The organism is Ancylomarina sp. (assembly GCF_041555295.1).
GTDB lineage: Bacteria > Bacteroidota > Bacteroidia > Bacteroidales > Marinifilaceae > Ancylomarina.
Genome location: NZ_JBFFKR010000032.1, coordinates 1 through 23,414 on the forward strand (window position 1 = coordinate 1; position 23,414 = coordinate 23,414).

At 36.1% G+C, this 23,414-nt stretch carries 20 protein-coding genes; 9 read left to right on the forward strand and 11 right to left on the reverse strand.

Going from position 1 to position 23,414, the window contains the following annotated elements; genetic code table 11:
• From ABY905_RS04520 to ABY905_RS04530, 3 genes are all read right to left on the reverse strand, one after another.
• Positions 1–440 (reverse strand): NAD-dependent epimerase/dehydratase family protein (locus tag ABY905_RS04520; protein WP_372640998.1); only part of this gene is annotated, 440 nt, incomplete at its 3' end.
• 75 nt (positions 441–515) lie between these two features.
• The gene (locus tag ABY905_RS04525; RefSeq protein ID WP_372641000.1) at positions 516–926 is read right to left on the reverse strand and encodes an OsmC family protein; all 411 of its coding nucleotides are present in this window, start codon (positions 924–926) and stop codon (positions 516–518) included.
• Between the two features lie 260 nt (positions 927–1,186).
• Positions 1,187–1,570, reverse strand: a complete 384-nt coding sequence (locus ABY905_RS04530) for a GxxExxY protein (protein ID WP_372641002.1) — start codon at positions 1,568–1,570, stop codon at positions 1,187–1,189.
• Between the two features lie 350 nt (positions 1,571–1,920).
• Between ABY905_RS04530 and ileS the strand changes: the two genes are divergently transcribed.
• The 3 genes from ileS (at position 1,921) to ABY905_RS04545 (ending at position 6,589) form a co-directional block, all read left to right on the forward strand.
• The gene (gene ileS / locus ABY905_RS04535) at positions 1,921–5,361 is read left to right on the forward strand and encodes an isoleucine--tRNA ligase (RefSeq protein ID WP_372641004.1); all 3,441 of its coding nucleotides are present in this window, start codon (positions 1,921–1,923) and stop codon (positions 5,359–5,361) included.
• A gap of 38 nt (positions 5,362–5,399) precedes the next feature.
• On the forward strand, positions 5,400–5,780 hold the full coding sequence (locus ABY905_RS04540) for a TraR/DksA family transcriptional regulator (RefSeq protein WP_372641006.1): 381 nt from the start codon (positions 5,400–5,402) through the stop codon (positions 5,778–5,780).
• 191 nt (positions 5,781–5,971) lie between these two features.
• The gene (locus tag ABY905_RS04545) at positions 5,972–6,589 is read left to right on the forward strand and encodes a lipoprotein signal peptidase (RefSeq protein WP_372641008.1); all 618 of its coding nucleotides are present in this window, start codon (positions 5,972–5,974) and stop codon (positions 6,587–6,589) included.
• A 107-nt stretch (positions 6,590–6,696) separates the two neighbouring features.
• Here ABY905_RS04545 and ABY905_RS04550 read toward each other — a convergent pair whose 3' ends face one another.
• The 3 genes from ABY905_RS04550 to ABY905_RS04560 form a co-directional block, all read right to left on the reverse strand.
• Positions 6,697–7,722 carry a hypothetical protein gene (locus ABY905_RS04550; protein ID WP_372641010.1) on the reverse strand — a complete coding sequence of 342 codons (1,026 nt, stop codon included), beginning with the start codon at positions 7,720–7,722 and terminating at the stop codon, positions 6,697–6,699.
• A gap of 112 nt (positions 7,723–7,834) precedes the next feature.
• On the reverse strand, positions 7,835–9,361 hold the full coding sequence (gltX, locus tag ABY905_RS04555) for a glutamate--tRNA ligase (protein ID WP_372641012.1): 1,527 nt from the start codon (positions 9,359–9,361) through the stop codon (positions 7,835–7,837).
• 196 nt (positions 9,362–9,557) lie between these two features.
• Entirely contained in the window at positions 9,558–10,514 is a 957-nt protein-coding gene (locus tag ABY905_RS04560) for an SPOR domain-containing protein (RefSeq protein ID WP_372641014.1), read from the reverse strand.
• A gap of 359 nt (positions 10,515–10,873) precedes the next feature.
• Here ABY905_RS04560 and ABY905_RS04565 point away from each other — a divergent pair, with 359 nt between their 5' ends.
• From ABY905_RS04565 to ABY905_RS04575, 3 genes are all read left to right on the forward strand, one after another.
• Positions 10,874–11,650, forward strand: coding sequence for a radical SAM protein (locus ABY905_RS04565; protein WP_372641016.1), 777 nt, complete (start codon positions 10,874–10,876; stop codon positions 11,648–11,650).
• 132 nt (positions 11,651–11,782) lie between these two features.
• A complete protein-coding gene (locus tag ABY905_RS04570; protein ID WP_372641018.1) occupies positions 11,783–12,682 on the forward strand; it encodes a hypothetical protein in 900 nt (299 codons plus the stop codon).
• A 41-nt stretch (positions 12,683–12,723) separates the two neighbouring features.
• Positions 12,724–13,182: a hypothetical protein gene (locus ABY905_RS04575; protein ID WP_372641020.1), complete on the forward strand. Its 459-nt coding sequence runs from the start codon at positions 12,724–12,726 to the stop codon at positions 13,180–13,182.
• Positions 13,183–13,502: 320 nt separating this feature from the next.
• On the opposite strand, the gene ABY905_RS04580 is transcribed toward ABY905_RS04575, so the two are convergent.
• The 5 genes from ABY905_RS04580 to ABY905_RS04600 form a co-directional block, all read right to left on the reverse strand.
• Positions 13,503–14,390 carry a hypothetical protein gene (locus ABY905_RS04580; protein WP_372641022.1) on the reverse strand — a complete coding sequence of 296 codons (888 nt, stop codon included), beginning with the start codon at positions 14,388–14,390 and terminating at the stop codon, positions 13,503–13,505.
• A 511-nt stretch (positions 14,391–14,901) separates the two neighbouring features.
• Complete coding sequence (locus ABY905_RS04585) at positions 14,902–15,639, reverse strand: hypothetical protein (protein WP_372641024.1); 738 nt, start codon at positions 15,637–15,639, stop codon at positions 14,902–14,904.
• 246 nt (positions 15,640–15,885) lie between these two features.
• Positions 15,886–16,638 carry a DUF4197 domain-containing protein gene (locus ABY905_RS04590; protein WP_372641026.1) on the reverse strand — a complete coding sequence of 251 codons (753 nt, stop codon included), beginning with the start codon at positions 16,636–16,638 and terminating at the stop codon, positions 15,886–15,888.
• Positions 16,639–16,860: 222 nt separating this feature from the next.
• Positions 16,861–19,299 (reverse strand): TonB-dependent receptor domain-containing protein, encoded by a 2,439-nt coding sequence (locus ABY905_RS04595; protein ID WP_372641028.1) that lies wholly within the window; start codon positions 19,297–19,299, stop codon positions 16,861–16,863.
• 285 nt (positions 19,300–19,584) lie between these two features.
• Positions 19,585–19,947, reverse strand: coding sequence for a hypothetical protein (locus ABY905_RS04600; RefSeq protein WP_372641030.1), 363 nt, complete (start codon positions 19,945–19,947; stop codon positions 19,585–19,587).
• 227 nt (positions 19,948–20,174) lie between these two features.
• Here ABY905_RS04600 and ABY905_RS04605 point away from each other — a divergent pair, with 227 nt between their 5' ends.
• The 3 genes from ABY905_RS04605 to rseP all read left to right on the forward strand — a co-directional run.
• Positions 20,175–21,047 (forward strand): M23 family metallopeptidase, encoded by an 873-nt coding sequence (locus ABY905_RS04605; RefSeq protein WP_372641032.1) that lies wholly within the window; start codon positions 20,175–20,177, stop codon positions 21,045–21,047.
• 56 nt (positions 21,048–21,103) lie between these two features.
• The gene (locus tag ABY905_RS04610) at positions 21,104–22,252 is read left to right on the forward strand and encodes a 1-deoxy-D-xylulose-5-phosphate reductoisomerase (RefSeq protein ID WP_372641034.1); all 1,149 of its coding nucleotides are present in this window, start codon (positions 21,104–21,106) and stop codon (positions 22,250–22,252) included.
• Between the two features lie 81 nt (positions 22,253–22,333).
• Positions 22,334–23,414: RIP metalloprotease RseP (rseP, locus tag ABY905_RS04615; protein WP_372641036.1), on the forward strand; the 1,081-nt coding region annotated here is incomplete at its 3' end.

A 23,414-nucleotide genomic window follows, 5' to 3' on the forward strand; every position in this document is an offset into this window, starting at 1 on the left:
GGACTCCATGGGGTTGTTTCTGTTACAATGTCGCCTTTCTCCTCAGGGGTTCCCAAAGCTGCAACCGAGCTGACATAGCATAGCTTCTGAATTTTGTGTTCAATGCAAGCGTCAACAATATTTCTTGTTCCCTCAACATTGATATTCTTCATGATATTCTTATCAGCTTTTTTGAAGGAAACCAATGCAGCACAATGATAGACTTTAGTAATTCCCTTGAGTGCATCATCCAGCGAATCGGTATCGAGCATGTCACCATTTACCCATTCAATTTTATCGAAAAGTTCATCGGCAGAATCTGAATAGTATGAGAAACAATCACGAACGTCTTTAAGTGAGCTGTTCTCTCTTTTCAGAGCACGAATGGTTTCTCCTTTTTTAGCTAAATCGAAAAGTAAATGTGAACCGACCAAACCGGTACCTCCAGTAACTAGAATCATGTGTTGAGATTGATGAGGAAATGAGATTTGAGTTAATGAGTGATGTGATTACTCATTAACTCTTTCACTTATTCGTTATTTAGGCCAAACCAGCTTAATGTTTTGCTTCATATTTGGGCTAACACTTAAAGGTACTGGACTTGTTCCTGCTACTGACTCGATGATTTTTTTCTCATCATCGGTATATTCTTTGTTAGGAAATACAAACTCCGCAACGATTTCAGAAACACGACGTGGATCAGCAGCCATTATCTTGGTAATGTTTAACTCTGTTCCAACAATATCGATATTGTTATCACGAGCCACAATGCCCATAATGGTCATTATGCACGAGCCGAATGATGTTGCCATCAAATCAGTCGGTGAAAAGGCTTCACCCTTACCCTGATTATCAACAGGAGCATCGGTATAAATTTTATTTCCTGATTGTAAATGAATATTTTCAGTTCTTAGGTCGCCTAAGTATGTTGTTTTTACTGTTGTCATGTTGCTAAAATTAATGGTTGTCAATTATTTTTGTCCACAAATAATTCAAATTAGTACAAATTATTTTAGTGCACTCATATTTTGTTGTGTACTCTTCTTAGTTATTTTAATTTGAGAAAATCTGTGAAATTTGTGGCTCTTAATTTTATGCGTTTTTTCAATTTTTTGTCCACAAATGACTCAAATTAACACAAATGTTATAGTACGATTTCAAATTGAGGAAATCTGTGGCTATCAATTTTTTATCCACATCTTGAAATTTACATGATAACTCTTTTGTATTGCAAGCTTTTTGCTCCAAAATTAATAAGTAAACCTATTTTCTTTTCTGTGGCTTTCAAATAATTCAATAGTTGTGCATAATGTGAATCTTCTAATGTTTTAACAGCTTTGAGTTCTATAATTATTTCTCCATAACAGATAAAATCAGCAAAATAGTTCTTATTTAGTTTCTCTCCTCTATAGCTAACTTCGATTCCAACTTCTTTTTCAAAAGGAAGAGCTTCTCTATTAAACTCAAATTCCAAAGCTTCTTGATAAATGGCTTCAAGAAAACCAGCACCAAGTTCTGAATGAACAGACATACAGCAACCGATAATCTCATAGCACTCATTTTTATAGATGTATTCTTCTGAATTATTCATTATTTGAGATAATTGGTAGACATCGAAAATGTAGGATTTCTTAATGAATCCAAAGCTAAATATATTTAATAATTTCGGATTATAAGTTATTTCCCTTTTGAGTTTAAAATTTGTTCATTTCGAGTAGAATCAGAGTCCTCATATTCCTTTGATTAAGTGCTTGGTATCGTTATCATGTCTTGTATTTTTTCTATATTTGTGAACTTTTGAGAAGAAGTATCGTATTCTAGTTGATAACTATCTAGTTCGTTCCCTAATTTTTTACGGAAATAAATGGAATGATATCAATTAATTACCAGTCTCAACCCGTTGATTTTACGGAGTTAAATTTCAAGTATCAAAACGAAAATATGAGCACAAAATTTCCAGATTACAAGAACTTAGATCTTTCGCAGATCAATAAAGATATCTTAAAAGAATGGGAAGAAAACAAGACTTTCGACAAGAGTTTAGAGACTCGCGAAGGAAATCCATCTTTTGTTTTCTATGAAGGACCCCCATCAGCAAACGGGATGCCTGGTATTCACCACGTAATGGCCCGTGCATTGAAAGATATTGTATGTCGTTATAAAACGCTTAAGGGTTTTAAAGTAGACCGTAAAGCAGGTTGGGATACACACGGACTTCCAGTTGAGTTGGGTGTTGAGAAGGAATTGGGTATTACCAAAGAGGATATTGGTAAGAAAATCACCGTTGACGAATATAACGAGGCTTGTAGAACAAACGTGATGAAATACACACGTGAGTGGGAAGATTTAACAGCTAAAATGGGGTATTGGGTGAATATGGACGAACCATATATCACTTACGATAACCGTTATATTGAGTCTCTATGGTGGTTACTTAAGCAATTATTCGATAAAGGATTCTTGTATAAAGGATATACCATTCAGCCATTCTCACCAGCAGCAGGAACAGGATTATCAACTCACGAGTTGAATCAGCCTGGTTGCTATAAAGATGTAAAAGATACAACAGCAGTTGGTCTATTTAAGATTGAAAAAGATGCTAAGAGTAATTTCCTTTTCGAAGGAATTGACTGTGATGCATATTTCATGGCTTGGACAACTACGCCTTGGACTTTGCCATCGAATACAGCTTTAGCTGTTGGACCAAAGATCAACTATGTGCGTGTACGTACTTTCAATCCATACACAGGTAAGGATTGTGTTGTGGTTTTGGCTAAGGAGTTATTCAATAACTTCTTTGATACAAATCTTAAAGACGTAGAGTTAAGCGAATATAAAATTGGGGATAAGAAAATCCCTTATAAGCCACTTTCTGAGTGTGCTGGAACTGATCTAGAAGGAATCAAGTATGAGCAATTATTGCCATGGGTGAAACCTGAAGGGGATGCATTCCGTGTTATTCTTGCTGATTTTGTTACCATCGAGGATGGTACAGGTATTGTTCATATTGCCCCTACTTTTGGTGCCGATGACGATAGAGTAGCTAAGGCTGCAGGCATTTCACCACTTATTTTCCGCGATAAGGAAGGCAAGATGCAACCTATGGTTGACCGTACTGGTAAGTTCTTCAAAATTGAAGACCTTGATGAAGAATTCGTAAAGAACCACGTAAATGTTGAGCTTTATGCGCCTTATGCTGGTCGTTATGTGAAGAATGCCTTCGATAATACTTTGACTGAAAAAGATCCTACTTTGGATATTGATATTTCAGTTGAAATGAAAAAAGCTAGTCAGGCATTTAAAGTTGAGAAGCACGTTCACAACTACCCACATTGTTGGAGAACTGATAAACCAATTTTATATTATCCATTGGATTCGTGGTTTATCAAGACGACAAAAGTTCGCGATCGTATGATCGAGTTAAATAAAACCATCAACTGGAAACCTAAATCAACTGGTGAAGGTCGTTTCGGTAAATGGTTAGAGAATTTACAGGATTGGAATCTTTCCCGTTCTCGTTATTGGGGCACGCCTCTGCCTATTTGGGTGAGCGAAGACCGTAGCGAAATGAAATGTATTGGTTCGGTTCCTGAATTAAAAGCTGAAATTGAAAAATCTATTGCGACAGGTTTCATGGGCGAAAATATGCTCGAGAAATATGTTGAAGGTGATAACTCAAAGGAGAACTACGAGAAGTTTGATCTTCACCGTCCATATGTTGACGATATCGTATTGGTAAGTGAGTCGGGACAGAGATTATTCCGCGAACTTGACCTTATCGATGTTTGGTTCGATTCTGGAGCGATGCCTTATGCACAGCAACATTATCCATTTGAGAACAAAGAGGATTTCGATAAGAAATTCCCAGCTCAGTTTATTGCTGAAGGTGTAGACCAAACTCGAGGATGGTTCTTTACGCTTCATGCTATTGCAACAATGTGTTTCGATAGTGTAGCCTTCGAGAATATTATCTCAAACGGTTTGGTGCTCGATGCTAAAGGTAATAAGATGTCGAAACGTTTGGGCAACGCTGCTGATCCTTTCGAAACTATCGAAAAATATGGCTCTGACCCATTACGTTGGTATATGATTACCAATGCTCAGCCATGGGATAACTTGAAATTTGATATAAATGGTGTTGAGGAAGTTCGTCGTAAATTCTTCGGTACACTATATAATACTTACAGTTTCTTCCAATTGTATGCTAATGTTGATGGATTTACATATTCAGAAGCTGATGTGCCAATGGAAAAACGTCCTGAGATTGACCGTTGGATTCTATCTCTTTTAAATTCACTTGTGAAAGAAGTGGAAGAGTGTTACGAAACCTACGAACTTACTCGTGCAGGTCGTGCTATTCAGGATTTCGTAAACGAAAACCTCTCGAACTGGTACGTTCGTTTGTGTCGCAAGAGATATTGGGGTGGCGATTATTCGACTGATAAGATTTCGGCTTACCAAACACTTTATAAGTGTCTTGAAACGATTTCTATTTTGGGATCACCAATTGCTCCATTCTTTATGGATCGTTTATTCTTAGATCTGAATTCAGTATCGAAGCGTTACACAGAGAACTCAGTTCACTTGGTGGATTTCCCTGAAGCAGATATGTCAGTAATTGATAAGGCCCTTGAGGAAAGACAAGACATGGCACAGAAGATTTCTTCTATGGTTCTAGGTCTTCGCCGTAAGGTGAAGATTCGTGTACGTCAGCCATTGAGTAAGATTATGGTGCCAATTCTTGACGAAAGCATGATTCCTCAGTTGGAAGCTGTAAAAGGCATTATCCTTTCTGAGATTAATGTGAAGGAAATGGAGTTCATCACCGATACATCGGGTGTATTGATTAAGAATATCAAGCCAAATTTCAAAACTCTTGGACCTAAGCATGGTAAGATCATGAAGCAAATTGCTATTGAAATTGCTAAAATGAATCAGGACGATATCGTGAAATTTGAGAAAGAAGCTGAATTTACAATTGTTGTAAATGAAGAAAATGTTGTTCTTACACTTCAGGATGTTGAGATTGTTTCGGAAGATATTCCAGGCTGGTTAGTTGCTAATGAAGGTAAATTAACTGTTGCGCTTGATGTCAACATTTCTGATGAATTACGTAAAGAAGGGATTGCACGTGAATTTATAAATAGAATCCAAAATTTGCGTAAGGACAGTGATTTTGATGTTACGGATAAAATTTCATTGGAAATTGAGATGCACGATGCAATAAACGAAGCGGTTATAACTCATAAAGATTATATTGGAAGTCAAACTCTCGCTGATTCAGTGAGTTTGGTTGAAAAGATCAATGGGGAAGGCGCTAAAGATGTTGAAATCGAGGCTGGAATCGAAACTTTTATTCGAATTAAAAAGCTTAGTAAGTAATACTTTTTTTGTTATCTTTAGGATCAAATCCAAAATCTATGACTGAAAGAAAACGCTATACAGACGAAGAATTGCAGGAGTTCAAAGAATTAATTACTCAGAAACTTGCAAAAGCCAAAAAGGATTATGAAACCTTGAAAGCTGTTATTTCAAATAGCTCGGGAAACGACACAGAAGATACTTCTCCAACTTTTAAAGTTCTTGAAGAAGGTGCTTCAGTTTTGTCGAAAGAAGAAGCTGGAAGATTAGCACAGCGTCAGGCTAAATTCATAACTCATCTAGAAGCTGCTCTAATTAGAATAGAGAATAAGAACTATGGAGTTTGTCGTGAGACAGGAAATTTGATTTCTAAAGAAAGATTGCGCGCTGTTCCTCATGCTACACTTAGTATTGATGCGAAAAACAAGCAAATTCAATAACAAATTATAACATACAGAAAATGATTGGGAGAGAAGTCTTCCAATCATTTTTGTTTATATTCGGGGGCTCTTAGTTCTGTAAGTAAAAATAGTCTTCAGTTTTGTTAGCAGTGATTTTGTTTTTCAATCGCGAGGGTATAAATAACACTCGGTAGTAATTGCAGCCAAGATTTTAACATTAAAACAATAGCATGTCATTAATAAAAAAGTCTGCACTCTTTATTGTTGTGCTTTTAATACTCGATCAGGTTTTTAAAATTTGGATTAAAACCCATATGATGCTCGGCGAAGAGTTTTCAGTATTTGGTGATTGGTTTATTATTCATTTTATCGAGAATAATGGAATGGCTTTCGGCATGGAGCTGGAAGGCAAATGGGGTAAGATTTTACTTAGCCTTTTCCGTATTGTAGCTATATGTGGAATTGGATGGTATCTGAATGATATCTGTAAGAAGAAAGCACCTAAGGGTTTAATTTTATCTATCGGTTTAATCTTTGCTGGAGCAATGGGCAATATTATCGACTCGGCTTTTTACGGTTTGATTTTTAATGATAGTTATTATCAAGTGGCGAGTTTTTTACCCGAGGCTGGAGGTTATTCTTCATTTCTTCATGGTAAAGTCGTTGATATGCTTTATTTCCCTTTGGTTGATGGTAATTTCCCATCTTGGTTTCCAGTTTGGGGAGGTGATCATTTTGTGTTTTTCCGCCCTGTATTTAATGTTGCTGATTCATACATTACAATTGGTGTGACCTTGATTCTTCTGTTTCACAAGAAGTATTTTGTAGAGGAAACATCTAAAAAATAGAAAGAACTTTCAAATAAGTAGATATAAAAATAGCCTTGGAACTTCCAAGGCTATTTTTGTATCATTTTGAAAAAACGCTGTAAAGTATTAAAAACATACCTTGCCAATTATCGCCCTTTCTGATGAACGATAGTTGCAGGATTAATTCCTTTTTTAGTTTTCGTCTTATTGCGAGTAACAACAATGGCATTATCCCACCAAATATTGGTTGCCTTATCTAAATCTTCTGCTCTATAATATCGTCCTTCACCTTTGTTTGATCCATCATTGTATGTTCTTCCATATCCATTAGGGTCATATACCTCATAAAAGACTTTTCCATCAACAACTTTGTATCCTTTGGCTAATATAAAGTGCCCCCAATCTTTTGTGTTTGTTGTATAAAACTTATCAACATGCCAGTTTGCTTTTTTCTGATTACTGATGTAATACATATCTAAACAAATAATTACAATATTCCCTTCATCCAATTCATTCCTCACTTTATTAATAGAAGATAAATGAATAGCGTAATTTGAGATGTTCTTCATATTTAAATATGAAATGATATCGCTTGTATACCACCATCCACCTTCAGATCTGTATTTGGACCTAGCATCCTCGGGAGTATCTGAAAAGTTTTTGTTAGCCCATTTAATGGCCATAGTTACAGTTGTGGGACCACAATTAACACCGGCGTATTTACCTGTTTTAGCTTGATCATAATACCATTTGTACTCAACATCATTACTTTTTTCGTGAGTTACCTGTGCTCCTAAGCCAATTTTTCTGGTTTCAGTAAATTTTGGAACTGTGATCGTTTTAGTTATAGAATTCTCAGATTCAACATCGCTAACAGTTAGAGTGATGTCAATATTTTGTTCTTGATTTGACTCAGATAATTCAAAATAAGTTGAAACATCACTTACATTTACTAATTTAACTAATTCTGATTCAGTAGACCATTCATATGTAAGAAGATCACCATCGATATCATTCGAATTGTAAGATAGTTTTATTTCATCAATATCAACTTCATATTTAAAATCAACATTGAGGATCGAGTTATCCTCTTCTGTGTCGTTTGTACATGAAAACATAATAGCCGAGAGGCTTAATAATAGGATTGTTTTTGTCATTTTACAAATACTCATCAGTTCAATTTTAGATACAACAAAGCCTTGTAAAGATATCATAATATTTATCTCTACAAGGCTTTGTTATATTTTAAGTAGCAATGGTGTTTAAGATACCATTAGTTCATAACTAAAGAGTTTCACAAGCATAATCGATACGAGATAAAGTTTCTTCCTTACCCAATAGCTCAATAATATCAAACATATGTGGGCCTTTCCCAGCACCAACCATAGCAAGGCGGAATGGGTTCATGACTTTACCGAAGCCAATTTCCTTAGCGGTAATCCATTCTTTTACGATTGTTTCAGTGTTCGCCGAAGAGAAGTCTGTAATATCGCTTAAAATAGCTTTAAGCTCTTGCATTAATTCAGGAGCATCTTCTTTCCAAGCTTTCTTAGCTGTTTTGGCATCGAATTCTTTTGGTGCTTCAAAAAAGAAATTCACATGATCCCAAAGTTCCGAAATGAAGTCAACACGATCTTTAACCATGCCACATACACGACTAGCTTTATTTGGATCTGCTTCAATGCCTTTTTTAGCTAAAACCTCTTGGCTGAATAGTTGACCAATTTCATCGTCTGATTTAGTCAATAAATATTGACGGTTGAACCATTTTGTTTTTTCCGGATCGAACTTAGAACCCGATTTTCCAACTCTTTCCAGAGAGAAAGCCTGTGATAGTTCTTCCATCGAGAAAATCTCTTGCTCAGTTCCTGGGTTCCAACCTAAGAGAGCTAGCATGTTCACGAATGCTTCAGGGAAATAACCCTCTTCACGGTAACCCGATGAAATATCCTGAGTTTTTGGATCTTTCCAAAGCAATGGGAATACTGGGAATCCCAATTTATCACCATCGCGTTTGCTGAGCTTTCCTTTTCCAACTGGCTTAAGGATTAAAGGTAAGTGAGCAAACTTCGGCATCTCGGCTTCCCATCCTAATTTCTTGTATAATAAAACGTGAAGAGGCATAGATGGTAACCATTCTTCGCCACGAATTACGTGAGAAATCTTCATTAAATAATCGTCAACCACATTAGCTAAATGATAAGTTGGCATGCCATCTGATTTGAAAAGCACTTTATCATCAAGAGCCGAAGAGTTGAACACAACTTGCTTTCTAATTTCATCATTAAGATGAAGCTCTTCGTTAACTGGCATTTTAAAACGAACAACATAAGCTTCTCCAGCTTCAATTTTTGCTTGAACTTCTTCAGCAGATAAGGCTAAAGAGTTATTTAAATTCCCGCGTGTTTCAGGATTGTATGTAAAGGTCTTCTTCTCAGCTTCGTACTGGTTACGAATAGCATCCAGTTCTTCTGCCGTGTCAAAAGCATAATAAGCATCGCCCGTAGCGATTAACTTTTCAGCATACTCGCGATATAAAGGCTTTCTTTCAGATTGACGGTAAGGCCCATATTCTCCACCTACAGTTGCACCTTCGTCTATTGTAATGCCACACCACTTTAGGGCTTCAGCAATATACTCTTCAGCGCCTGGTACATAACGTGTTTGATCGGTATCTTCTATACGCAATAGAAAATCTCCTCCGTGCTTACGGGCAAACAAATAGTTGAAAAGGGCTGTTCTAACACCTCCCATATGTAAAGGTCCTGTTGGACTAGGGGCAAATCGAACTCTGACTTTTTTATCGCTCATGATTTTATCCTTATAATATTTTAATTCCTGACTATCAGGGATGATCATTCAAATTCCGACAAAGGTAATAATTATTGTATCATCTGGGTTCGCTTCTTTTATGCATGAAGCTTCTATTAAAGAAATATTTGATGGAAATGAAAAAGGAGCCTCCATTTATGGAAACTCCTTGAAATATTTTTAATCGATATGATTTTTATTTTTGTAAAACCCAACAAGATGCATTTGGGTTCTTTTGTAATACTTTCCTACGGAAGCGATCAGCTTCATTTTTTGAGCTGAATTTACTCAAAGCAACAGCAAACAAATTTTTGTTCTTAATGATAGTTGCTGGATATGAATTGGCTTCAATCACTGTTTTAAGAATCTTAGCGTTTTCAATATTAGAAAAACTTCCGGCTATTAGGTAATACTTCCCTTTAACGGATTTGTTCTTAATGGCATGCTTAGGCTTTGCATAGATGATTATAGGCTCAAAACTAACCAATTCGTTAGCAGGAGAGATCTTCTCGCTTACCTTAACTGACTTTGTTTTCTGAACATCGGGCGTACTCTCCATTAAACTGAATGAAGCCGCAGATTGGTGTTGATTATTGCTAATATTCACAGGGATTAATGCTAATCCTAAAAAGAAAGGAATCGTAACGGCTGCATAAACCTTGCGTTTAAGGCTAAAGCGGTTCCAGATGTTCTCTTTTATAATTAGTGATCGAATCTGAGTATTTTCCTGGAAGATTAGATCTGGAAGTTCGAAACTTTCCATTCCAAAAAGGTCAGCAAGAAAATTAATGTTTTTAGCTGGCTCGAATTGTAATTTATGACGTTTGTTGTAAAACAAATCACCAAGTTCATTAATAACGACTCTCTCACTTCTGCGTAAACGAACACTAATGTCTTCTATATAAAGCTCAACTGCTCGTTCTGCTTCTGAATAAGTTAATCTTTCGGATTCTGCTAAACAATTAATAAGTAAGCCATCGTTCTGTTTTAGGTTTCGATTGAAACTAACAGCCTTTGATGGAGGAAGCATCTCATTAGTCAGTGGATTCTCTACAGCTGGGGAATAGTTGGCTACAAAGCCACCTAATCCAGGAAGAATCACACAGTCATGTATGAATAATAAATCCTTAATATATCTTGATATTTCTAGCATAAAAACAAAGATAAAAATTCTAAACTCTAATTAAAATCGATTAGCAGCAGAAATATACTAAAAGCTTAGTAATCAAAACTAAAAAAGTGAATTTTTTTTTCACTCAATTGGAAACATAAACGATGTTGAAATTCGTGTTGATTTTCTTTATTATGATTTCATAATAAGTTATATGTGAGAGTATTTAATAGCAAGATCGATCTTATGAAAATCTGTATTTATTCGGGAATGGTTTAGTTATTAATAGTTTGTTTAAATAATGAATGGGATTAGTTCGAGTATTTAAGGTTTAAATCAGCTTATGAGTCTTGCCGAATGGCAATATTTCCATAGCTTTGCATCTCTAAAATTCAATGCATATGGCAACTTTTCTTTTTGATAAAATCATATTTGGTCCTGTAAAGAGCAGACGTTTGGGTGTTTCTTTGGGAATTAACTTATTGCCTAACGATAGTAAGTTGTGCAGTTTCAATTGTATCTATTGTGAGTGTGGTTGGAATCCTGAGGAAACCTATAAGGTTAATTTTCATCCTAGAGCTATAGTTAAAGAAAAACTAGAGCAAAAGTTGAATGAGATGAAAAACCAAGGTGAAGCACCTGATGTGATTACTTTTGCAGGAAATGGTGAGCCATGTATGCATCCCGAATTTGCAGGAATTATTGATGATACCATTGTACTTAGGGATTTGATTTTTCCTGAAGCTAGAATTGCGGTTCTTTCAAATGCCACAATGATTCATAAGCCTGATGTTTTTGATGCTTTGAATAAGGTTGAGGATAATATTCTAAAGCTAGACGGAGGAAAAGAACAAACCATTATTGCTTTAGATCAGCCAGTAGGTACTTTCAATCTTGAAAAAACTGTCGATCTTTTATCAAAATTTAATGGAAACCTTATTATTCAGACTTTGTTTATCAAAGGTGAATATAAGGGGAAAAGCATCGATAATACTTCTCAGGAAGAGATTGATTTATGGTTGCAACATCTGAAAAAGATACAACCTCGTGAAGTGATGATTTATACGATATCAAGAGATACTCCAGTAGAAACACTTAGGAAGGTTGAACTTGCAGAATTAGAGGAGATTGCAAAGATGGTAGAGGATGCTGGTTTTTCAACACAAATTAGTGCTTAAGTCACGCAAATTGATATAATTAGCTTCATTTTTTTACGAATAACTAAAAAATACATATCAGGAATTGAAAAATTGAGATAAATGGTTTAGTTTTATTGAATTGAAATATATAAAGCAATAAATTAATCTACTATGCTCAAATTTAGCATTCGCTTGTCTTACTTTCTAATATTGCTAGGTTTCTCCTTTGTTTCGGTAGCCTGTCAAAATAAAACGAAAACTGATTCTTCTAATATAAAAGACGAATTGGTTGTCAACCATCAAAGTTTAAAGAAGGTTAAGAGTATTTTCTATAATGTTCCATCACCTGTTGAGGTGACTAATATTATTCAGAGAATGAATCTGCCTTACCACCCAGATTTATTGAATCCAAGTACAAATTCTGAGAATTACTTAACTCAAGCTGATATGGCTCTGAATATGGGAGTTTATGGTGCAGACCTAAGCTATATTCGTATCTACGAGCAATATCAAGACGCCGCTAAATTTTTAGTGGTTGTTAAAAAATTTACGCGTGAGTTAGGTATTCCTGAAGAAGGAGAGCGTGTTATTGCTAAACGCCTTGAGAAGAACTTGCAAAACCAGGATTCTTTATTGAGAATCATTACTGAGACATTTACAGATTCGGATAGCTATCTAAAGGAAAATCGACGAGGGAGTACAGCAGCTCTTATCATTTTTGGTGGCTGGATTGAAACGCTATATTTAGCAACCAATATTTTAGATCCTGAGTCTCCTCAAGACGATATGGTTAAACTGATTGTTGAACAACGCTATTCTGTGAAAAACTTATTGGCACTACTGGAGCAGTTCTCTGATGAAAAAAGAGTTCAGGATTTCTTGCCGGATTTGAAAAAATTAAATGAAAAGTTTAATGAAATTGGCCAGCAAAAATCAGGGAAGCCCAAGTTGATATCCAAAAAAGGGAAGGCAGTCATTGGGAATAAAGTAAAACTGAATGTACCTCCTAACATCTTGAATGATGTGAAGACTATTAATGATAGAATTCGAGCACGCATTACGGAAATGTAGAGTTGTTTAATGAGTCTTAATGATAAATAATAATCTTAAGGATGAGTAAAATTTACAAATATATCACTTTAATTATAGCATTAACTTGTATCTCGAGTTTTGCCTTCTCTCAGTGTAATGAATTTACCAAGAAAGATTGTATCCCTTTATTGAGCCCTTATACATTTAATGGACAGCTTAATAATACGGTTTTATCAGAAGGAGAAACTGCAGAGCTACAATTAACGTTTTATGCAGATCAGGAATACCGGGTTTTGGTTGCTGGAGAAGGTCAGCTTGGCAAGATTCGATTTCAACTTTTAGATGTCGAATATAATATCTTGTACGACAATAAAGATGAAGACTTTACGAATGCATGGGATTTTTCCGTTGAAAGTACTGACGAGTTTATAGTTAGAGTTATTGTCGATCAAAACAAAAATCCTGAGGATACTGAAAGTGGATGTGTTTCGATGCTAATCGGATTTAGAGCCTTTGGCTCACGAACACTTTTCAAGTAAAAATGAATTTACAATAAATTACACGGTTTTTTTAGAAATGATTAATCCACCTATCGAGGTGGATTTTTCTATTTGTGGCGTGTTGGAAAGATTACTTTTGTGCTTTGTTTTGATCATGAAAAAAAATCCTAATGAAAGATCCTCTAAATTCGCCATTGGTTCATATTTGCTTGACTTTGGAGGGTTAGGGATGGCTTAAAGTGGTTTTTTAATAGCTATTTAGGCACCTTGGATTATTAAGTTGATGCTTCTTTTATTGTATTAAAAAACAGACTCATATTCTTAAACCTTTGTCACAGAATATGAGTCTGGAGATTTGTTTATTTCAAACTAAATTTGGCATTACCAATGTGAATACCTTCTGAGAAAAGGTCTAAAGTATATTCTCCCTTTATTAGACTTCCATCATTATCCCAGAAAATAGAAACTTCAAGTTCATTGCCTTCAAATTCAATATCACGCTTTGCTGAAAAAGCCATTTGTGTGTTTTCGTATTCGAATAATAAGCCTTCAGGATTACTTAAAATCACCTCGTCAGGACGAGAAATTCTTACGTAAATTGTTTTAAGGCCTGGTGTGATAGTGATGTTTTTTCTAAGGGTGAAACTTGTTTTAAGCTTTTCTGTTTTAGATAGCTTTTTGATTTCACGACCTTTTTTGTTGATTGGGAAACAATTAATAGAAACAGCGTCAAGAGCCGAAGCTTTTGAGATAAGCTCTTTCATATTTTCTGTGGTGCTCTCCAATTTTTCGTTGCGCTCTTTTACCCAGGAAATTTGCTTCTTAACACGAATGTTTTCAGCATTCAATTCTTTATTTTTACTATTCAAAGAGTCAATCTGAATTACATAGCTACGAAGAACACCTTTAAGTGTTCCAATCTCTTTTTTGTATTTGCTGATTTCGAAATATGAGTTATTTCTGAAAACTCGCATTCTTTCTAATAATTCATCGATTTTCCCTTTCTCGGTTACAAGTAACTGGTTTAAGGTGTCATTACTTGTTTGTAGTGAATCGTAGTTTTGTGACAGGTCTCTAAGTTCTGTTTCCAGATCTGCTTTTTCAATTTTAATCTCGGCAATATATTGTCGGTTTTCTCTATATGTCTTTAGAAAAAGTATAGATACGGTGAGTAATACAACACCTAGTGAAATTAATACGATTTTATAAATCTGATCTTTCTTCTCTGTCTTCAAATCTGTGCTCATCTAAAAATGCGTTTATCGGTTATGATTGGATCAAATTTAATGGTTTTTACTGTTTTAACGCAAAAGGATGCTTTAAATTGCAAAAAAGCCGCCTAATCTTTGATCAGGCGACTTAGGAGTACTACTAAAAACCCTCTGCTAAATAATCACAGGGTATATTCACGGAGCTGTGATTGTCAATTAGGGTTTAGATTAGCTTAAGTTGTGGAAAGGCAGATCTGCTTTTTGTTATTTTATTCTTGTTTCTGTAAACTTAAAATCTATGAGATAATTAGAAACACCCCAAACTTGTAGTTTGAGGTGTTTGTTATTAAATGTCGAACTGCCTTCAGTCAATAGGAGTATGCCTAGGGCGATTATGATAGCTCCCCGGGCTAAGTTTACTCGTCTAGGGTGGTTTTTGATGCGTACCCAAGCAATATTTTATTGTCTAGGGATAAAGTGCATACGTCTAGGGGCATTTTTACCCTTCCCGGGACAATATAAGCCGTCTAGGGACTGGCTTGTAGAGCTATTCGCTAATTTCGATTTCTTGTTTTTGTGGTTCTTTTCTATGGTAAGCACTTGCATAATGTTTGGCTTTTTCTTCATCTTTCCAAAATACAAATTGCCCCGTTGCTCTAATGGTATCAACGCCTTGCTTAAGGTAAGTAAAGGCTCGGTCGCGCATGTCTTTTGTTGGCTTACTATTGGTCGAACGTGCACCGTTTACTTCTGATAGCAGTACACCTAAGCTTTCGGCATAAGTTTCGGCTGTGTCCAATTTCGTAAGGTCTAAGCCTACTGTTGTTAAACCTTCAGGATTAGCCTTGCCAAGTAGTGCTAAATCACTTAAATCTTGAATCATATCTGCATTGGTATGGCCTTCGGCAATTCTTTGAACTTGCTTTATCAATGCAGGATTATCGCGGTATGCAAATCGAGAAAAATGAACCAATTCATCGCGTAGAGCGAATGCCAATGGCGATAGTTCTTTCCACTGTTTTTCGGCCTCGGCTTTGTTATCATACTCTTGCATCCATGCCGACTGAGAGTATTGAAGAGCTCCTGTGCGAGCCAGTATACTATCTATAATTGCCAAATCTAAACCTGCTGTGGCAAGTTTTTCTCTATGGATATTGCTCCAATAATAGGTATCCTCAGCTTCTTGTATCGAAGTATTCACAGGCATGTTGGGGTTCTGAACATCTTCATTTTTGATTGCTAAGAATAGTGCTTTTAAACTGTTAAAATCATCAATATTGGCCATTTTATTGGAATTTGTGTTAGTTATATCCTAACGGTTTATTAAATATGTTTCTTACACTGGTTTAAATGTAATAAATCTTAATGAGCTGGCCATGCGTATTGTTATGTTATTTTATTGTTATATTGATATCGTCGTTAGATTCGTTTTATGTAAGCTATGCAGGGGTTTGGTGGTGTTGAGACAAAAAAGAGGGGTGAAAACTTTAAAGTTTACACCCCTCTTTTTTTATGTTTCTTTAAAATCAGTTTAATCCTGCTGACTAAAAACGCGTTTCAAAATGGAGCTCACTCGTTTCATAGGATCTTTTCTGATTTGTAATTCTTCTTCAGCAACTTTCAAAAAGAGCGCATCAAGAGCTTTGTTCGTCACATATTCGTCGAGCTGAGAGTTGACAGTTTCGAGATCTGCTAATTGTCCAACAAAACTTGTTGCAACCTGATTGTAGCTTCCAGTTAGCAAATTCCAGGATTCGTTTGTAGACAAGTTGGCAATCAGTTTTTTGTCAAGAGAAGTTCTCACTTTTGGTAAAAACAGATCTTTTAGTTTGGCGTAGCTTTTATACTTTAGATATTGAGTGGCTGCATTTTTGTCCCCTTTTAATATACCAAAAGCATCCTGAATGGTCATTTCTGTGATGGCAGATGCGAAAATTGGTGCTGCTTCTTTTACTGCATCTTCAGCAGCACGGTTTAATCGGAGAATAAGCTTATCTGCCAAATCTTTTCCGCCAGGAATTTTATTGATATTCTTACTTATGGTTTGTGCCTCGGGAGGTAGTAAGATCTTAACGAGTTCGTCTTTGTAAAAGCCATCCTCTATAGAAAGAATGTTCGATGCCTGCTTACTACCAAGGAGTAAAGCCTCTTTTAAACCTTGAGATACATCGAATGATGTTAGAGGTTTATTTTGCTCAACGGCATATTCGTTGACTATGGTTTGTAGCTCGGCGCAGGACGTCAAGTATAGGACACTTGATAGAAGGATGAGTTTTCTGAACATATTTTTTAGTTGATTTGTAAGGCTTGCAATTTATAAAAAGATATTCATCCTATTCATATAAAAAAAAGCGGAGCAAAAACCCAAAGGTTTTCGCACCGCTTGATAAAATCTCATGATCGTTTAAGGTAAACTTCTTGGATGAGCAGGATGATTTAAGGTGTCTGAATTTTATATATGTGTGAAATCAACGCATCATCACATTAACAAATCTTCAAATCAACTCTAAAGCAAGTTACCAAGTTTAATACCGAAGTAAATGGTGCGAGGGTTAAGTGGTCCATATACCCAACTGGCATCGCGATAAGCGCCTTTGTCGAAATCATCCTGAAAAGAGTTGAAGATATTTTTTATTCCTAAATCAAATTCCAGTTTTACATTGCCGCCCAAATCGAAATGGTACGCAAAGTTGATACCCATATCCATAAATTCACCACTTTTCACAAGCTGATCGCCCGTTGCCACACCATTAGCATCTTTCTCAACTCCAAAGTGAATCATATCCATAGAACCCGAGTAGCTCCCCGATAGGGTGGTTGTGAATTCATGTAGAGGTTTCCAGTTCATAGCAAAGTAGCCATAGTGATTTGGGGTTCTCAACATTTTATCTGTCTTGATTTCTGTCAAGTCACCCTGTTCAACTTTTTCTTTATATTCGCTCGACTGTAATGTCATACCCATCTGGAAGTCTAGTTTATATGATGGTGCTATCTTAAATTCCATGTTTATGCCTTTTACAATGGCTCCTTTAGAATTCTTACGGTAGGCAATCAAATTACCATCTTCGTCGTTGGTGCTGTATTCATTTACGAATGAATCATTCAAATCGGTATAAAAACCTTCAGCCAGGAAGTAGGTTTGTACCTTTCCAAAGCTCTTGTCTACGTCGTATGATACCGTGTAGGAATTTGAGGATTCAGCTTTTAAATTCTCAGATAGTTTATGAATAACACGACGTGCAGCAGAGGCTTCGATATGTAAATCTTCGTCGAAAATTTGAGGGGCACGAAAGCCTTTGGCATAACTCAATCGTAGTTGCATAGCATCGGCAAGCTTAAACAACATATTAGCTCTAGGGCTTATTACGGTGTTATTTATCTCAGAATTGTCTACTGAGTTTTTAATCTTGTACGAATCCATTCTGGCACCAAGTAAGAAAGTTCCAAAACCTAAATCCCATTTACTTTGTGCGTAAGCTCCAATTGTGTTTGAGCTTTGGTTGGCAATGATGGTTGTTGGTATAATAATGTCTTTTTGGTAATCATTATATGCCAGTTTTTTATCCCTTAGTTTATTGTATACATTTTCGAAACCTAGGGTGATATCGGCAGGCGCGAAAAGTAAATTGTCGGTATGGCTAAAGAATTGGACTCCTGCTGAAATAGCTAAATCTTGTGTTGCCCCATAAGCACTGTTGTCGAAAATCGGTTTGGGAAGATCAATACCATTTTCATCTTTCAATGTTGCAGCACCATAATACGAGGCTCTGTCGATATGCTGTGCCGAAGCATATACTGAAAGTTTGCTGATTCTTTCCTTTGAGAAAAACTGATCGAGAGTAATACTTCCAGAGTTAATGTTGTGCTTAACTTGTTCGGCAATTAAAGACATGTGAGCAGGTAAATCTAACTGATCGCCTCCTCTACGAAATTCATCGACAACATGATATTCCAAGCTTAATTTAGATAAATCGCTTAAGCGATGGAAGGCATTGAAACCAGCACTTAAGTTTTTTAATTCGACAATATCCGAAAAGCCATCCCTATTAGCATCCCAGGCATCTTTGTTTCGTTTCATTCCAAAAAGGAAGATGCCTGATTTGTTATCATCTGAAACAATAGAAGCGTTGAAATCAACCATGACATCGCCTGCCGGTTTTTCACTTGCGCTAACACCAGTGCCTACACTGCTGTATTTTGCACCAACTTTAAACGAGTTACTTACCGGATCTTTAGTGATCACATTAATAGTCCCTGCAATGGCATTCCCACCAAATAGAGCCGATCCGCCACCACGAACGACCTCAATACGCTGAATCATGCTAGGAGGGATATGCTCAAGACCATATACTCCAGCCAATCCGCTGAATATTGGACGCGAATTGATCAGGATTTGTGTGTAAGGTCCTTCAAGTCCGTTCATTCTTACTTGAGAGAACCCACAATTATTACAATCATTCTCAACGCGCAAACCAGGTGAAAATATCAAGCCATCAGCCATGGTAGAAGCGGCAGTGTTCTCAAGTAATTTGGTTCCAATTGAATTTACAACAACCGGCGCATCCTTACGCGATACCTGATTTCTATCAGCTGTAACTACAACTTGATCGAGGCCAATAAAATCTTCGTTCATTTTAAAAGTAAGCGCATTGGCTTGTCCAAGTTTCACATCGTAGTGTTTCTTGTCAGCACGATAGCCAACACAACTGGCTATAACATGATAATGTCCTGCAGGAACATTTATAATTTCAAATTCCCCTTCAAAATTAGTTACTGCTCCTATTGAGGTGCCTTCAAGAGCAACACTGGCAAAGGATACAGGTTCGTTGCTCGCAATATTGATCACTTTCCCTTTGATTGTAGTCGTGTTATTCTTTGCAAGGGATACTAGAGAAATAGATGCTATTAGTATTAAACTAAGGCAAAATTTAGCGATGACTCTCATTTATATGTGTTTTTTTGTTTGAGTTTTTATGAAATAAGCCCTATTAGTTTATATGAATAAACAGTTCAATTGTGAGTTGTATATTTTATAAAATTCGTGATTATAAGACCTAGTAATTAGATTAATAAGACGAAATAGTTTTTGGCTTGGAATTCAGCTGATATTTAGAAATGAATCGCATTCTACGGTACATGCATTTAATTTTATAGTCCAGACTTAAAGACCATAGGTGTGTGCATGGGTAATATTAATCCGAGAAAGAGATAAATTGAAAAATCAAGATGATTAGGCCAGGAAAGGAGGAGGCCTATTGTTTAAAAGACTGGCCGTGTAGCCAAATTTTATTTGTAAAGATTCAAACTGAAAACATTTAAGTTGTTTTTCGAATATCAAGCTCAGAAAAAGAGCCGTGATGGCAACAAAAATTAAACTGGTTAAGTGATGAATCGAAACACAGTCGTTACTTGAGTGTGAATGAGAGCTGCCGTTGTTTGAATTATGCGTATTAAATGGGTGGGCATGAGAATACGAACTCCCATTGGCTTGTTTGTGGATATGCCGGTTGAAGATAGCATTCCCAGTCAATGCGAGCATTGCAGGAAGGAGTGCTATCAGCACAGCAATTTTTATTTTTCTAAAGAATTCCATCAAACATTATAAAATTAAAATCTTTCGACCCTGCAAACATAGATGCTTTCCATTTTCCTTACAATACCTACATCTTATGATATTTATAGAAATGCTTAAAAACATCTATTTAGACTTCTTATTTTATTTCGGAATAGCTTCACTCATAATTTGCTTAATTCTTATAACTTTGCCTTTCAAGTTTTGGCAGAGTCTATTGAGGTATAGTCAATCAAATTTATACAAGTATGGGTGAAGTGAAAGAGAAACAAGCAATTATAAAAAAACTGCGTAATAAGTACCGATTAACAATCTCTAACGAGAGTACTTTTGAGGAAGCATTGTCTTTTCGACTATCTAGATTAAATGTATTTACTGTAGCAGGTTTATTTTCAATTGTGCTGATTGCCCTTATCACTATGCTGATTGCCTTTACACCTTTACGCGAATATATTCCTGGCTACCCTGATGGTCAGATGCGTCGTAGTATTGAGCAGAACTCAACTTTGGTTGACTCGTTGATTGTAGAATTGGATAAACGTGACCGATTTTTTGAGGGGATAAAGAATGTCATTTCTGGTAATGACTTTGAAAATACTATTGAAGATAAAGCTGATTCCATTGTCGACCCTAAATACAAAGGCTTACAGTTCACTCAGTCTGAAAATGATTCCATATTCAGAAAAGAGCACGAAGCTGAAGAGAAATTTAACCTCACCATTTCAGGAGAAAACAAAGCTAGAGGGATTTCAAGCATTCACTTTTTTACACCAATGAAGGGTATGATATCTAATTCTTACGATGGACTAATCGGTCATTATGGTGTAGATGTTGTTGGACCATTGAATGAAAGGATTTCGGCAGTGATGGATGGAACAGTTATTTTTGCTGAATGGACTTTGAATACGGGTTATGTGATCCAAATTCAGCATGGAAAAGATCTCGTATCTATTTATAAGCACAATCAGGAATTATTGAAAAAACCAGGCGAGTTTGTAAGAGCCGGTGAAGCTATTGCAATACTTGGAAATTCAGGAGAATTGACATCCGGGCCTCATTTACATTTTGAATTGTGGCATAACGGTAAAGCGCTGAATCCTGAAAATTATATCAAATTTTAAATTTTATCAGTAAAATTTCATTGATAGAATAATCAAATAAAAAAGCAAGGGACTAAATGAGTAAACATATTGCAATCTTAGGATCTACAGGTTCTATAGGAACGCAAACTTTAGAGGTAGTTGACGCTAACCCAGAACTGTTTGTTGTTGATGTATTAACAGCGAATAATAATGTGGACTTATTGGTGGCCCAAGCAAAGAAATATCAACCCAATGTAGTTGTTATAGCAAGGGAAGATAAATATCAATACTTGTCTGAAGCCTTAAAGGATGAAGATATTAAGGTGTATGCAGGTATCGACGCAATATGCCAGGTTGTAAGCATGTCATCAATTGATGTTGTTGTAACAGCTATGGTAGGATATTCTGGATTATTGCCTACGATTAAAGCTATTGAAGCTAAAAAGAATATTGCCCTCGCGAATAAGGAAACCCTAGTTGTGGCAGGTGAAATTATTCAGAGATTAGCTATAGAAAATGGGGTAAGTATATATCCTATTGATTCAGAACATTCGGCTATTTTTCAGTGTTTGATTGGTGAGTTCGAAAATCCTATTGAGAAGATATACCTCACTGCATCAGGAGGTCCTTTTAGAGGAAAAGATAGAAAATTCCTTGAAAAGGTTACTTCTAAACAAGCCTTAAAACATCCCAATTGGGATATGGGATCTAAAATTACGATTGACTCTGCCAGTATGATGAATAAGGGTTTTGAAGTGATTGAAGCCAAGTGGCTTTTTGATCTGAAGCCTGAGCAGGTTGATGTGATTGTACATCCTCAGTCTATTGTTCATTCTTTGGTTCAGTTTGAAGATTCTTCGATGAAAGCTCAAATGGGATTACCTGATATGAAGTTACCAATTCAGTTCGCATTAACTTATCCTAAGCGCCTGAAAACGAGCTTTGAGAGATTTAATTTTCTGGATTATCCAAATCTGACTTTTGAGCCAGCGGATACTAAAAGTTTTAGAAATCTGGCTCTGGCTTACGAGGCTATGAATAAGGGTGGAAATATGCCTTGCATTATAAATGCTGCTAACGAAATTATGGTTGAGGCTTTCCTGAAAGACCAAGTTGGTTTTCTTCAAATGAGTGATATTATTGAAACTTGTATGCAGAAAGCAAGTTTTATTTCTCATCCTGTTTATGAGGATTATGTTGCTAGTGATATTGAAGTAAGACAATTAGCAGCCTCTTTGCTATAAAATCCGTACCTTGTTGTGATTTTTTAATCAATGATAATGCCTGATATGATTTGGGCCAATGTATCTGATAATTGAAATTTAATGGAAATATTAATTAAAGTATCTCAGTTTCTTCTGAGTCTGTCTATTTTGGTGGTTCTTCACGAATTAGGACACTTTGTTTTTGCAAAAATTTTTAAAGCTCGTGTAGAAAAATTCTATATGTTTTTTAACCCGGGATTCTCTCTTTTTAAATACAAAAAAGGGGATACTGAATACGGTATTGGATGGATTCCATTAGGAGGCTATGTGAAGATATCGGGCATGATGGACGAATCGATGGATAAGGAACAAATGGCATTGCCACCTGAGCCATATGAGTTTCGTTCAAAACCAGCTTACCAACGTTTATTAATCATGGTAGGTGGTGTATTGGTGAATTTTATTTTGGCTTTTGCAATTTATATAGCAGTTCTATTTGCTTGGGGAGACGAATATCTTCCTGCTGAGAATGTGAAATATGGTTATGTTTGTGATTCTATAGCACAGAGTATTGGATTGCAAAATGGTGATAAGATTCTTGAATTGGATCATCAGAAACAAGTGAGATACACCGATATTTTAACCAATATTCTTCTGAATGACCCTAAAAGCATGCAGGTTGAGCGTAATGGTAGTATGATAGATATTGCTATTCCATCTACCTTTGTGCCAGACTTGTTAGCTAAGAGTAGTAAAGGCTTTTCAATGAGTCCGGTTATAACACCGAGGATTCCATTACAACCTTTTGTTGTTGCTGGATTTTCGAAAGAATCAGGAGCTAAGGCTGCAGGTCTTAAAAAAGGTGATGAGTTACTTTTGATAAATGGGAAGGATTTTAAATTCTTAGATGAATACCTGGCTTACCTTCAAACCCAGAAAGGGAAGTCTGTTTTGGTACAGGTGCAACGAGATGGTGCAACCAAAGAAGTCAATACAACTCTAGGCGAAGACGCTTTATTGGGTATCTCAATGAAACCTTATAATCATTTTGAATTTGCTACAATTAAGTACAGCTTTTTAGAAGCAATTCCAGCGGGTATAAACAAAGGGGTTGATAAATTGCAATCCTACTTGAAGCAATTTAAGTTGATCTTCTCATCAGAAACAAAAGGATATAAATCAATTGGTGGATTTGGTACCA

Bases quoted from the DNA above. Each gene is read 5' to 3' on its own strand.
- ABY905_RS04525 (WP_372641000.1), bottom strand. From the start codon at position 926: ATGACAACAGTAAAAACAACATACTTAGGCGACCTAAGAACTGAAAAT.
- ABY905_RS04530 (WP_372641002.1), bottom strand. From the start codon at position 1,570: ATGAATAATTCAGAAGAATACATCTATAAAAATGAGTGCTATGAGATT.
- ileS (WP_372641004.1), top strand. From the start codon at position 1,921: ATGAGCACAAAATTTCCAGATTACAAGAACTTAGATCTTTCGCAGATC.
- ABY905_RS04540 (WP_372641006.1), top strand. From the start codon at position 5,400: ATGACTGAAAGAAAACGCTATACAGACGAAGAATTGCAGGAGTTCAAA.
- ABY905_RS04545 (WP_372641008.1), top strand. From the start codon at position 5,972: ATGTCATTAATAAAAAAGTCTGCACTCTTTATTGTTGTGCTTTTAATA.
- ABY905_RS04550 (WP_372641010.1), bottom strand. From the start codon at position 7,722: ATGAGTATTTGTAAAATGACAAAAACAATCCTATTATTAAGCCTCTCG.
- gltX (WP_372641012.1), bottom strand. From the start codon at position 9,361: ATGAGCGATAAAAAAGTCAGAGTTCGATTTGCCCCTAGTCCAACAGGA.
- ABY905_RS04560 (WP_372641014.1), bottom strand. From the start codon at position 10,514: ATGCTAGAAATATCAAGATATATTAAGGATTTATTATTCATACATGAC.
- ABY905_RS04565 (WP_372641016.1), top strand. From the start codon at position 10,874: ATGGCAACTTTTCTTTTTGATAAAATCATATTTGGTCCTGTAAAGAGC.
- ABY905_RS04570 (WP_372641018.1), top strand. From the start codon at position 11,783: ATGCTCAAATTTAGCATTCGCTTGTCTTACTTTCTAATATTGCTAGGT.
- ABY905_RS04575 (WP_372641020.1), top strand. From the start codon at position 12,724: ATGAGTAAAATTTACAAATATATCACTTTAATTATAGCATTAACTTGT.
- ABY905_RS04580 (WP_372641022.1), bottom strand. From the start codon at position 14,390: ATGAGCACAGATTTGAAGACAGAGAAGAAAGATCAGATTTATAAAATC.
- ABY905_RS04585 (WP_372641024.1), bottom strand. From the start codon at position 15,639: ATGGCCAATATTGATGATTTTAACAGTTTAAAAGCACTATTCTTAGCA.
- ABY905_RS04590 (WP_372641026.1), bottom strand. From the start codon at position 16,638: ATGTTCAGAAAACTCATCCTTCTATCAAGTGTCCTATACTTGACGTCC.
- ABY905_RS04595 (WP_372641028.1), bottom strand. From the start codon at position 19,299: ATGAGAGTCATCGCTAAATTTTGCCTTAGTTTAATACTAATAGCATCT.
- ABY905_RS04600 (WP_372641030.1), bottom strand. From the start codon at position 19,947: ATGGAATTCTTTAGAAAAATAAAAATTGCTGTGCTGATAGCACTCCTT.
- ABY905_RS04605 (WP_372641032.1), top strand. From the start codon at position 20,175: ATGGGTGAAGTGAAAGAGAAACAAGCAATTATAAAAAAACTGCGTAAT.
- ABY905_RS04610 (WP_372641034.1), top strand. From the start codon at position 21,104: ATGAGTAAACATATTGCAATCTTAGGATCTACAGGTTCTATAGGAACG.